Raw genomic sequence first — 12,302 nt, forward strand, 5'->3', positions numbered from 1 at the left:
GCGTACCCCTTAACCAAAACTAAGAGGGAACCACGCAAGATCGCGCGCATTGCAAAGCGCGCCTGACAACAAGATTCATGACTTCTATGAACGACAGCAAGTATTCCAGCGCGACTGAAGCCGAGCTCGGATTCCTCAAGGAAATCGTTAGAATGCTGCCGGCCGGCGTGACCGTACACGACGACCGCGGCGACCTGCTCCTGGTTAACGACGCCGCAGCCGCCCTGCTCGGCATCGACGGAAGCCGCCCCTTGCACGATCTCGCCCAGCGCCAGGAGGCCTGCGTGCAGGCACTCCGGGGCGGCCGGTCCGTCGTAACCGAAGAATCCCTCCAGTCGGGCGCCGCACGCCAGGTGCTGCTGACCACCCACCGCCCGGTGCGCCTCGCCGGCCGCGACCTCCTGATCTCGGCCTCGTCAGATATCACCGAGCAGAAGAATTTTGAGGACCAGCTCTTCCGCTCGGCCTATTTCGACGAATTGACCGGGCTGCCGTCACGGCGCGTGATCGAGCACCGTGCCAACAGCATCTTGTCGCGCGACAATAGCGGCGACCGTTTTGCGCTGGCCTTCCTCGACATCGACAATTTCAAGCACATCAACGACTATTACGGTCATTCCGTCGGCGACGCGCTGCTCGTCGAGTTGTCGAAGCGGCTCGGGCGCGACTTGCGCGACTCCGACATGCTGTCGCGGATCTCCGGCGACGAATTCCTGCTGCTGCTCTCGCCGATCGAGACCCAGCAGGAAGTTGCTGAATTCCTCCAGTCGACCCTGCAGCGGCTCACCGCGCCGTTCTTCATCGACCATTCGGAGATTTTTGCCTCCACCTCCGTCGGCGTCAGCCTCTATCCGGACCACGGCCGCAGCTTCGAGGTGCTGCGCCAGAATGCCGACATCGCGATGTACCGCATCAAGAACAGCGGCAAGGGCACCGCCGCCTTCTTCGATGCCAGCATGGAGCGCGAGGCGCTGGCGCGCACCAGGATCGAGCAGTCGCTGCGGCTCGCTATCCTCGAAAAGCGCTTCTGCTGCGCGTTCCAGTCCAAGGTCGACATCCGAACCCAGGCCGTCAAGGGCATCGAGGCGCTGGTACGCCTGCGCGACGACGAAGGCGTGATCCAGGCGCCGGGCTCGTTCATCAATCTCGCAGTCGAGCTCGGGCTGATCGACGAGCTCACGCATCTGGTGCTGGCGGAGATCGTCAAGTCGATCGACCTGATCAACGACACGTTTGGCGCGGACGCGACTATCAGCATCAACGTCGCCGCCAAGCAGGCCGGCAATCCCGAATTCATGCGCACCTTCGCGCAGGCACTGGACGACACCGGCTTTTCCCAACGCTTCATGATCGAGGTGACCGAAGACGCCTTCGTCGCCAAGAGCCATTTCCAGGCCGAGATCCTGCCGATGTTCCGCAAACTCGGCGTCGGCATCTCCATCGACGATTTCGGGACCGGCTTTTCCTCGCTCTCGGCGCTCGCCGACATCACGGCCGATGAGATCAAGATCGACCGCTCGTTCATCACCGACATCCATAAGCGCCCACGCAGCCAGGGCATTTTGCGCGCGATCGAATCGCTGAGCGAGGCACTGGGCATCGCGGTCATCGCCGAGGGGATCGAATCCTACGAGGAGCTCGCCTATCTCCAGGCGGCGACCAAGATCCGCTACGCGCAAGGCTATTATTTCGCGCGGCCGATCTTCCTCGAAGAATTGAAGCTCGCAACGCCCGCCTCCAGCGAGTCGCGCGGCAGCATGGCAAGCCGGCCGGCGCAGCAGAACCGCCAAGGCTATTCGCGGGCGAGCGGGTATCGGCGGTAAGGGAGCGCGAGGTCCGTGCGCCAATCTCCGTGTCGTCCTGGCGAAAGCCAGGACCCATTACCCCAGGGCGCAGTTGTGGCGCGAGATGGTGGTTATCAATCTTCGCCAAACTTCCCCCTGGGGTAATGGGTCCTGGATCAGCGCTCCGCTCTGGACAACGCTGCGCGTTGCCAGGAGCTGCGCTTGTCCAGGACGACGAGCTGGGGGTTGGCCAGCACCGTTCCCCCTGATTTCGTCCTTTGAATCTATTGCCCTTTTGGTAATAAGCAGACGGGCTTCCCCCGAGGTACGCCATGTCTGCCTCCACCTCCGCCGTCAACGATCCCGCCTATATCCGCGCCCGTGCGATGGAGACGCTGTTCGAGCGGCTGGAGAATCTGTGCGAAGGCGCGATCGCGATCGATCGCGCTGGCCGCGTGGTCTACGTCAACGAGAAATATCTTGCCTCGCTCGGGCTGAAGCATACCTCCGAGGCGATCGGCCGGCCGATCGAGGAGATCATCCCCAACAGCCTGATGCGGAAGGTGGCGGAGACCGGGGAGCCGATCCTGCTCGACATCATGGAGCTTGGCGGCGAGCAGCTCGTGGTCACGCGCATGCCGATCGAGGACGAGAACCGGAAGGTGATCGGCGCGATCGGCTTCGTGCTCTACGACCATCTGGAGAGCCTAAAACCCCTGCTCGCCCGCGTGGCGCGGCTCGAGAGCGATCTGCGGCTGGCGCGGCGGCAATTGTCCAATCCCCGTTCCGCGCGCTTCACTTTCGCCGATTACGTCGGCGCGACGCCGGGCATCGCACAGGCCAAGGAGCTCGCCGCGCGCGCGGCACGGCAGAGCGTCACGGTGCTGCTGACCGGCGAGACCGGCACCGGCAAGGAGATGCTGGCGCAGGCGATCCACAATGCCTCGTCGCGCGCCGAAAAGCCGTTCGTCAGCGTCAACGTCGCAGCTATCCCTGACACCCTGATCGAATCCGAGTTTTTTGGCACCGCGCCGGGCGCTTACACAGGCGCCGACCGCAAGGGTCGCGAAGGAAAATTCCGCGTCGCCGACGGCGGCACGCTGTTCCTCGACGAGATCGGCGAGATGCCGCTCCAGCTCCAGGCCAAGCTGTTGCGCGTGCTGCAGGAGCGCGAGATCGAGCCGCTCGGCTCCGACAAGGTCTCCAAGGTCGACGTGCGCGTGATTGCCGCCACCAATGTGGACCTGCACAAGCGCGTCAGCGACGGCGCTTTCCGCGCCGACCTCTACTACCGTCTCAATGTGCTCTCGATCGACCTGCCTCCCTTACGCGACTGCCTCGACGATCTCCCCGACATCTGCACGCGGCTGCTCGACGACATCAGCATGACCGGCGACTATGTCGGCGCCAAGATCACGCCGAGCGCGTTCGCAGCGCTCGCCCGATATGACTGGCCGGGCAACGTCCGCGAGCTCCGCAACATCCTGGAGCGCGCACTGATCCTGAGCGATTCAGGACGGCTGACCGGCGACGATTTTGCGCGCATTTTGCCTGTTGGCACCGATGCCCGGCCGGTTGCACCGGCGCGGCCGGCCGGCCTCGTGGTGCCCTATGCCGAAGCGGAAGCCGAGTTCGAGAAGCACACGCTCGAACAGGCGCTCGCCGCCAGCAACGGCCAGATCTCGGAAGCGGCCAAGATGCTGCGCATCTCGCGTGCGACCTTCTACAAGAAGCTCGCCAAGTTCGGCCTCGCCGCAGGTCCGGCGTCCGTCTGAGTTTCGAGACACGGACGTGTCCGGAGTCTCAGATTCCTGACACCGCGCCTTGCGCTCTTTTTCCCCTCCCATCGCGCTAACTGCCGGATTCTTGGCCATTTGCCCATGCGCGCCGCAACTGGCGCGGCGCTTGCTTTTTGCTCCGCACAAAGACGCACACCGCAAGTGCGCGTTCATCAAACAGGGAGAACGCAAGATGAGTGGAGCGATCACAGTCAATCAGCTTCAGGCAAAACATCCGTCGCATGTCACCGTCGCCACCGCGAGCCTGATCGGCACGGCCATCGAATGGTACGACTTCTTCCTCTACGGCACCGCCGCGGCGCTGATCTTCAACAAGCTGTTCTTTCCGAACTTTGACGCGATGGTCGGCACGCTGCTGGCTTTCGCGACCTATGCGCTCGGCTTCGTCGCGCGCCCGCTCGGCGGCCTCGTGTTCGGTCACTACGGCGACAAGATCGGCCGCAAGACCATGCTCTATCTGACGCTGCTGATCATGGGCGCGGCGACGGCGGCGATCGGTTTCCTGCCGACTTATGAAACCGCGGGCATCTGGGCCGCGGTGCTGCTCGTCACCTGCCGGCTGATCCAGGGATTTGGACTCGGCGGCGAATGGGGCGGCGCCGTGCTGATGGCGGTCGAGCACGCGCCCGAGGACAAGAAAGGCTTTTACGGAAGCTGGCCGCAGCTCGGCGCGCCACTCGGCCTCGTGCTCGGCACGCTGGTGTTTTCGGTGGTGTCCGCATTCCTGACCGACGCGCAGCTCTACGCCTGGGGCTGGCGCATTCCGTTCCTGTTCTCGATCGCGCTGGTGCTGGTCGGCCTGTGGATCCGCTTCACCATCGCGGAATCGCCGGAGTTCCAGAAGGTCAAGGACACCAAGCAGGAAGTACAGATGCCGATCGTCGAGGCGATCCGCATGTATCCGAAGAACATCCTGCTCGCGATGGGCGCGCGCTTCGCCGAAAACGGCTTCTTCTACATCTACGCGACCTTCGTGCTCGCTTATGCGACACAGTCGCTCGGCATGAACAAGCAGGACATGCTGAACGGCGTGTTGATCGCAGCCGCGATCGAGACTTTTACCATTCCCGCCTTCGGGGCATTGTCCGATAAGGTCGGGCGGCGGCCGGTCTATATCTTCGGCGCGGTATTCTCGGCGCTGATGTCATTCCCGCTGTTCATGCTGCTGGCGACCAAGAACCCGCAATATGCCTGGATCGCGATCGTGCTCGGCCTCGCCATCGGACACGCCGCGATGTATGGCCCGCAGGCGAGCTTCCTCTCGGAATTGTTCGGCACAAAAGTGCGCTACAGCGGCGTCTCGCTCGGCTACAACCTCGCCTCGATCTTCGCCGGCGCGCTGTCGCCGCTGATCGCGACGGGGTTGATGACGGCCTATGCACCGGCGACCTGGCCGATCTCGGTCTACATGATCGTGCTCGCGCTGATCACTATCGTGTCGGTCTATTTCGCCACCGAAACACGCAAGATAGTTCAGCCCTGACCGGCTGATTGCATTCCCCACCACGCCGGAGCGGCCTAGTCGCGGGCCGCTCCGGGCGATACAAATAGAGCAACCAAAGAAGAACAGGGCATGCGGTCGACAACAGACGCGGGAGGGAACGCCGTGAGCCAGCATCCTGCCTTGCCCTATCTGCCCAACTCGGAGAAGGGCAAGATCGTCACGCCTCACGAAGCGGTCATGCTGATCCGCGACGGCGACACCGTCGCGACCGGCGGCTTCGTCGGCATCGGCTTTGCCGAGGAAATCGCGCTGGCGCTGGAGCAGCTCTATCTCGCCAATGAGGGCGAGGCGCCCTACACGCAAGGCAAGCCGCGCAATCTGACGCTGGTCTATGCCGCCGGCCAGGGCGACGGCAAGGACCGCGGCCTCAACCATTTTGCCCATGAAGGCCTGGTCAAGCGCGTGATCGGCGGCCATTGGGGCCTTGCGCCGAAACTGCAGCAGCTCGCGATTTCCAACCGGATCGAAGCCTATAATCTGCCGCAGGGCGTGATCACGCATCTGTTCCGCGACATCGCCGCGCATCGGCCCGGCCACATCACCCGCGTCGGCATGGGCACCTTCGTCGACCCGCGGCACGGCGGCGGCAAGCTGAACGCGCGCACCACCGAAGATATCGTCCAGCTGATCAAGATCGGCGACGAAGAGTGCCTGCTCTACAAGACGTTTCCGATCAATGTCGGCATCATCCGCGCCACCACCGGCGATCCCGACGGCAACCTCACCATGGAGAAGGAGGCATTGACTCTGGAGGCGCTCGCGATCGCCATGGCCGCGCATAATTCCGGCGGCATCGTCATCGCCCAGGTCGAGCGGGTCGCCGAGAGCGGCAGCCTCAATCCGCGCCAGGTCAAGATCCCCGGCGTCCTCGTCGACTGCGTGGTGGTGGCAAAGCCGGAGAACCACTGGCAGACTTTTGGCACGCAATATAACGCCGCCTACTCCAGCGAGATCCGGGTGCGCGCGGCCTCGCTCCCCGTGATGCCCATGAGCGAGCGCAAGATCATCGCGCGCCGCGCCGCATTCGAGCTGAAGGCCAACAGCGTCGTCAATCTCGGTATCGGCATGCCGGAGGGCATTGCGTCGGTCGCCAATGAGGAGCGGATCATCGACCTGATCACGCTGACGGCCGAGCCTGGTGTGATCGGCGGCATCCCCGCCAGCGGCATCGATTTTGGTGCCGCGATCAATACGCAGGCGGTGATCGACCAGCCCTATCAGTTCGATTTCTACGACGGCGGCGGGCTGGATGCGGCGTTCCTTGGGCTCGCGCAGGTCGATCGCACCGGCAATCTCAATGTCAGCAAGTTCGGGCCAAAGCTCGCCGGCGCCGGCGGCTTCATCAACATCAGCCAGAACGCCAAGAAGGTCGTGTTCGTCGGTACCTTTGGCGCCGGCAAGCTCCGCATCGGGCTCGATAGCGGCAAGCTCGTCATTGTCGAGGAGGCGGAGTCACGCAAATTCGTCGAGGCGGTCGAGCATGTCACCTTCAGCGGCGCGGTCGCGTCGGCGCGCGGCCAGAGCGTGCTCTATGTCACCGAGCGCTGCGTCTTCGCGCTGCGGGAGGGCGGGCTCGAGCTGGTCGAGGTCGCGCCCGGCATCGACATCGAGCACGACATCCTGCGCCTGATGGATTTCAAGCCGCTGATCCCGCGCGATCCGCTGCTGATGGATGCACGGATCTTCCGCGAAGGCCTCATGGACCTGCGCGAGAGCCTCTTGACCATCCCGCTCGACCAGCGCTTCACGCTGGACGAGCAGCAGAACCTGTTCTTCGTCAATCTCGAGCGCTATCCGCTCCGGACCAAGACGGATATCGACGCCATCGCAAGGACCGTCGAGGCGAAACTCGGCCCGCTCGGACGTCGCGTCTACGCCATCGTCAACTACGACCACTTCTCGATCCTGCCGGAACTGCTCGACGAGTACTCGGCCATGGTGCGAAGCCTGGTCGACCGCTTCTATTCCGGCGTCTCGCGCTACACGACGTCGGGTTTCCTGCGCATCAAGCTCGGCGAAGCCCTCGAAAGGCGCGGCGTTGCGCCGCATATCTTCGAGAGCGCGGAAGAGGCGCAGTCGGACTGGCGACAGATCGAGGAGATCAATGCCGCGGACGACGGCACCACGCCGCGCAGTGCGCGACAGGCCTAAAAATGATGCAGATATGACAGCGGCAAGAACGGCAGCAGGATCAGGCGGCAAGATCAGACGGAAGGTGCAATTGCAATGTTCGCAGCGTTGTGCAAATCGCTCTTACCCAACGAATTTGAATCAGGAGGAATCATCGTGCGTCGATCACTCGTCATAACAACAGCCATCATTGGCTTCGCCGCTGCGACCTCCGCGCAAGCCGACGATCTCAAGATCGGATTGATCTACGGCAAGACCGGTCCGCTGGAAGCCTATGCCAAGCAGACCGAGACCGGGCTGCAGATGGGTCTTGAATATGCCACCAAGGGCACCATGACGCTGGACGGTCGCAAGATCGTCATCGTCACCAAGGACGACCAGGGCAAGCCGGACCTTGCGAAAGCCGCGCTCGCCGAAGCCTATCAGGACGACAAGGTCGACATCGCGATCGGCACGACCTCGTCGGCCGCGGCGCTCGCGATCCTTCCCGTCGCCGAGGAGAACAAGAAGATCCTGATCGTCGAGCCCGCCGTCGCAGATCAGATTACCGGCGAGAAATGGAATCGCTACATCTTCCGCACCGGACGCAACTCCTCGCAGGACGCGATCTCGAACGCGGTCGCGATCGGCAAGCAGGGCGTCACCGTCGCGACGCTGGCGCAGGACTACGCCTTCGGCCGCGACGGCGTCGCCGCCTTCAAGGAGGCGCTCGCCAAGACCGGCGCGACGCTCGCCGCGGAAGAATATGTGCCGACCAACACCACCGACTTCACCGCGGTGGGCCAGCGCCTGTTCGACGCACTGAAGGACAAGCCGGGTCGCAAGATCATCTGGATCATCTGGGCCGGCGCCGGCAATCCGCCCGCAAAGCTCCAGGACATGGATCCGAAGCGCTACGGCATCGAGCTCTCGACCGGCGGCAATATCCTGCCCGCGCTCGCAGGTTACAAGATCATGCCGGGCATGGAAGGAGCGACCTATTACTACTATGACATCCCGAAGAACCCGGTGAACGACTGGCTGGTCGCCGAGCACCAGAAGCGCTTCAACGCGCCGCCGGACTTCTTCACCGCGGGCGGCTTTGCGGCCGCGATGTCAGTCGTCACCGCCGTCACCAAGGCGAAGTCGACCGACACCGAAAAACTGATCGCGGCGATGGAAGGCATGGAGTTCGACACGCCCAAGGGCAAGATGATGTTCCGTAAAGAGGACCATCAGGCGCTCCAGAGCATGTATCACTTCAAGGTCAAGGTCGAGCCGAACGTCGCCTGGGCCGTGCTCGAGCCGGTGCGCGAGCTCAAGATCGAGGACATGAACGTTCCGATCCGCAACAAGCGCTAAAACTCTCTCCTCCTCTCCCCGCGCGCGCGGGGAGAGGATCTTCCTCGCAAATGATCCCAGAGTTTTGCTGATGGCCCTGACGCTAGAGACGCGCGACCTGACCATTCGCTTTGGCGGCCATGTGGCGGTCAATAGCGTCAGTTGCAGCTTCCGCCCCGGCGAGCTGACCGCCATCGTCGGGCCGAACGGCGCCGGCAAGACCACCTATTTCAATTTGATCTCGGGCCAGTTGCGCGCGTCCAGCGGCAGCATCCTGTTCGACGGCACCGACATCACCCAGCATTCCGCACCGATGCGCACCCGCGCCGGCCTCGGCCGCGCGTTCCAGCTCACCAACCTGTTTCCGAACCTGACGGTGGAAGAGAACGTCCGCCTCGCGGTGCAGGCGGCAAGCGGCACGCATTACGACATGCTGCGGCCCTGGATGGTGCGACGTGACCTGATCGCGCGCGCAGACGCGATCCTCGACCAGGTCGCGCTGGGCAGCCGGCGCGGCGTCGCCGCAACCGCGCTCTCGCATGGCGACCAGCGCAAGCTCGAAGTCGCCTTGATGATAGCGCTCGAGCCAAAGGTCTTCATGTTCGACGAGCCGACCGCCGGCATGAGCATCGACGAGGTTCCGGTCGTCCTGAACCTGATCGCCCAGCTCAAGCAGGACAAGAGCAAGATCATCCTCCTGGTCGAGCACAAGATGGACGTGGTGCGCTCGCTCGCCGACCGCATCATCGTGCTGCATAACGGGCAACTCGTGGCAGATGGTCCGCCCGCCGAGGTGATCGCCTCGCCGATCGTGCAGGAAGCCTATCTCGGCGTTGCGCCGAAGAGCGCGGCCTGAGGACCACGGCATGAGCGAGCTTCTCAAACTCTCCGGCGTCCACACCCATATCGGGCGCTATCACATTCTCCAGGGCATCGATCTCGTCGTCACGCGGGGCCAGACGACCATGCTGCTCGGCCGTAACGGTGCCGGCAAGACCACGACGCTGCGCACCATCATGGGCCTGTGGCAGGCCTCTTCCGGCGAGATCACGCTCGCCGGCGAGCGCATCGAGAGCCGTGCCACGCCCGACATCGCGCGGCTCGGCGTCGGCTACGTGCCGGAGAGCATGGCCGTGTTCTCCGATCTTACCGTGAAGGAAAACCTGGTGCTGGCGGCGCGCGACGGGCCGCTCGACGACACCCAGCTCGACTGGATCTTTGGCTTCTTCCCGGCGCTGCGCCGCTTCTGGCTGTCGCGGGCCGGCAGCCTCTCGGGCGGGCAGAAACAAATGTTGTCCATCGCCCGCGCCATCGTCGAGCCGCGCAAGCTCTTGCTGATCGACGAGCCGACCAAGGGGCTGGCGCCCGCGATCGTGATGGCGCTGATCGAGTGCCTGAAGGAGATCAAGCGCAAGGGTGCGACGATCCTTCTGGTCGAGCAAAACTTCTTCGCCGCCCGCGAGCTCGGCGATCATGTGCTGGTCATGGACAACGGCACCATCGTCCATCGCGGCGAAATGGCGGCCTTGGCCGCCGACGTGCCGCTGCAGGAGCGGTTGTTGGGCCTGAGCCTGGAGACGCATCAGTGACTGAGCTAGCTGCCAACGATCCGCTGCCAAAGCCGAAGCGCGACCTCGCGCCGATCCTGATCCCGATCGCACTGGCGCTGGCGATGATCCCGCTGATCGGCTCGACCAGCTCCTGGGTGACCCTCACGGTCGCAAGCCTTGCGATGGGCATGATGATCTTCATCATGGCCTCGGGGCTGACGCTGGTGTTCGGCCTGATGGACGTGCTCAATTTCGGCCACGGCGCCTTCATCGCGGTCGGCGCCTATATCGGGACGCTGATCCTGCTGCCCTTCGCCGCCGCGATGCAGACGGACTCGCTTCTGATCAACCTCGCGGCACTGGCGCCGGCGGTGCTGCTGTCGATGGCGGTCTCCGGCGCACTCGGCCTCGTCGTCGAACGCGTGCTGATCCTGCCGGTCTACGGCCAGCATCTGAAACAGATCCTGATGACCACCGGCGGCCTGATCGTCGCGGAACAGACACTTTACGCGATCTGGGGGCCGGCGATCATTCCGCTGCCCTTGCCCGCCTCGCTGCGCGGCTCGGTCATCCTCGGCGACGTCGCGATCGCAAAGTACCGCCTGCTGGCGATGCTGGTCGGCCTCATCGTCTTCGTCGCGATTCAGCTCGTGCTCAATCGCACCAAGCTCGGCCTGTTGATCCGCGCCGGCGTCGAGAATCGCGAGATGGTGGAAGCGCTCGGCTATCGCATCCGCCGCCTGTTCCTCGGCGTGTTCATGACGGGATCGGCGCTGGCCGGGCTCGGCGGGGTGATGTGGGCGCTCTATCGCGAGCAGGTCCACGCCTCCATGAGCGACGACCTCACCGTGCTGATCTTCATCGTCGTCATCATCGGCGGTCTGGGGTCGATCGGCGGCTGCTTCATCGGCGCGATCCTGGTCGCCATGGTCGCCAATTACGGCGGCTTCCTGCTGCCCAAACTCGCCCTCGTGTCCAACATCCTGCTGATGGTCGCCATTCCGATGTGGCGGCCGCGCGGCCTCTATGCGGTGACCAGCCGATGATGCTCCTTTCCGGCGATCCGCCGCGCAGCCGCGTCCTGACAATCGTCCTCCTCGTCATCATCCTGGCGCTGGCGGCAACGCCCTTCATTTTTCCCGGCGCGAAGGCGATGAACGTCGCGGCAAAAATCTGCATCTTTGCTGCGCTGGTCGCCTCCTACGACCTCCTGCTCGGCTACACCGGTACGGTGTCGTTCGCCCACACCATGTTCTACGGCATCGGCAGCTACGCGATCGCGATCGCCCTTTACGCGATGGGACCGAACTGGGGCGCGGTCGCAACCGGCATCGTCATCGGCCTGCCGTTGGCGGCACTACTCGCGCTCGCCATCGGGCTGTTCTCGCTACGCGTCGCGGCGATCTTCTTCGCCATGATCACGCTCGCGGTCGCATCCGCATTCCAGGTGCTGGCTTCGCAAATGTCGTGGCTGACCGGCGGTGAGGATGGCCGCAGCTTTCAACTGCCCGATCTGCTGCGCCCCGGCACCGTGCTGATCCCGAAGAGCCTGATGGGATTCGAGTTCAACGGTCGTACGCTGACCTTCTATCTCGTGTTCGTGGCCTCAAGCCTGATGATCCTCGGCCTGTTGCGCGTGGTGAACTCGCCGTTCGGGCGCGTGCTCCAGGCTATCCGAGAAAACCGCTTCCGCGCCGAGGCGCTCGGCTTCCGCACCGTGTTTCACCTCACCTACGCCAATTGCCTCGCGGCGCTGGTGGCCGCCTCCGCCGGCATCCTCAACGCGCTGTGGCTGCGCTACGCCGGGCCCGACACCTCGCTCAGCTTCTCCATCATGCTCGACATTCTCCTGATGGTTGTCATCGGCGGCATGGGCACGATCTATGGCGCCATCATCGGTGCTGCGATCTTCATACTTGCGCAAAACTATCTGCAATCGCTGATGGGCGTCGCTTCCAAGGCCGCCACTGAGGCCGGCCTGCCGCTGCTGCCGGGCCTGCTACACCCGGACCGCTGGCTGCTGTGGCTCGGACTGCTGTTCATCGCCAGCGTCTATTTCTTCCCGACCGGAGTCGTCGGACGGCTGCGCAATGTCGGCGCCGGCAAGCCATCCGGCTCCGCGCATTAAGGGCGCGTTAACCCTGTGGGCGCGCTGTGCATCGCACAACCTGTGAGCGATGCAGCAATAGTTCCGCGACCTCGGACGCCGCGTGTC

At 63.8% G+C, this 12,302-nt stretch carries 9 protein-coding genes; all 9 read left to right on the forward strand.

Annotated elements, in window-relative coordinates:
* The first annotated feature begins 86 nt into the window (after window positions 1-86).
* The 9 genes from KUF59_RS43700 to KUF59_RS43740 all read left to right on the forward strand — a co-directional run bounded on the left by KUF59_RS43700 (window position 87) and on the right by KUF59_RS43740 (window position 12,215).
* The gene (locus tag KUF59_RS43700) at window positions 87-1,823 is read left to right on the forward strand and encodes a putative bifunctional diguanylate cyclase/phosphodiesterase (RefSeq protein ID WP_212462502.1); all 1,737 of its coding nucleotides are present in this window, start codon (window positions 87-89) and stop codon (window positions 1,821-1,823) included.
* Window positions 1,824-2,116: 293 nt separating this feature from the next.
* Window positions 2,117-3,559 (forward strand): sigma-54 interaction domain-containing protein, encoded by a 1,443-nt coding sequence (locus KUF59_RS43705; RefSeq protein WP_212462503.1) that lies wholly within the window; start codon window positions 2,117-2,119, stop codon window positions 3,557-3,559.
* A 196-nt stretch (window positions 3,560-3,755) separates the two neighbouring features.
* Window positions 3,756-5,066 (forward strand): MFS transporter, encoded by a 1,311-nt coding sequence (locus tag KUF59_RS43710; protein WP_212462504.1) that lies wholly within the window; start codon window positions 3,756-3,758, stop codon window positions 5,064-5,066.
* Between the two features lie 123 nt (window positions 5,067-5,189).
* Window positions 5,190-7,238 carry an acyl CoA:acetate/3-ketoacid CoA transferase gene (locus KUF59_RS43715; RefSeq protein ID WP_212462505.1) on the forward strand — a complete coding sequence of 683 codons (2,049 nt, stop codon included), beginning with the start codon at window positions 5,190-5,192 and terminating at the stop codon, window positions 7,236-7,238.
* Between the two features lie 135 nt (window positions 7,239-7,373).
* Window positions 7,374-8,558, forward strand: coding sequence for a substrate-binding domain-containing protein (locus KUF59_RS43720; protein ID WP_212462506.1), 1,185 nt, complete (start codon window positions 7,374-7,376; stop codon window positions 8,556-8,558).
* Between the two features lie 70 nt (window positions 8,559-8,628).
* Window positions 8,629-9,393, forward strand: coding sequence for an ABC transporter ATP-binding protein (locus KUF59_RS43725; RefSeq protein WP_212462507.1), 765 nt, complete (start codon window positions 8,629-8,631; stop codon window positions 9,391-9,393).
* Between the two features lie 10 nt (window positions 9,394-9,403).
* The gene (locus KUF59_RS43730) at window positions 9,404-10,126 is read left to right on the forward strand and encodes an ABC transporter ATP-binding protein (protein WP_212462508.1); all 723 of its coding nucleotides are present in this window, start codon (window positions 9,404-9,406) and stop codon (window positions 10,124-10,126) included.
* On the forward strand, window positions 10,123-11,133 hold the full coding sequence (locus KUF59_RS43735; protein WP_258768064.1) for a branched-chain amino acid ABC transporter permease: 1,011 nt from the start codon (window positions 10,123-10,125) through the stop codon (window positions 11,131-11,133). Before KUF59_RS43730 ends, KUF59_RS43735 begins: the two co-directional genes overlap by 4 nt.
* Window positions 11,130-12,215 carry a branched-chain amino acid ABC transporter permease gene (locus KUF59_RS43740; protein ID WP_212462510.1) on the forward strand — a complete coding sequence of 362 codons (1,086 nt, stop codon included), beginning with the start codon at window positions 11,130-11,132 and terminating at the stop codon, window positions 12,213-12,215. Before KUF59_RS43735 ends, KUF59_RS43740 begins: the two co-directional genes overlap by 4 nt.
* Window positions 12,216-12,302 lie beyond the last annotated feature (87 nt).

This window comes from Bradyrhizobium arachidis, from assembly GCF_024758505.1.
GTDB classification, from domain to species: domain Bacteria; phylum Pseudomonadota; class Alphaproteobacteria; order Rhizobiales; family Xanthobacteraceae; genus Bradyrhizobium; species Bradyrhizobium manausense_C.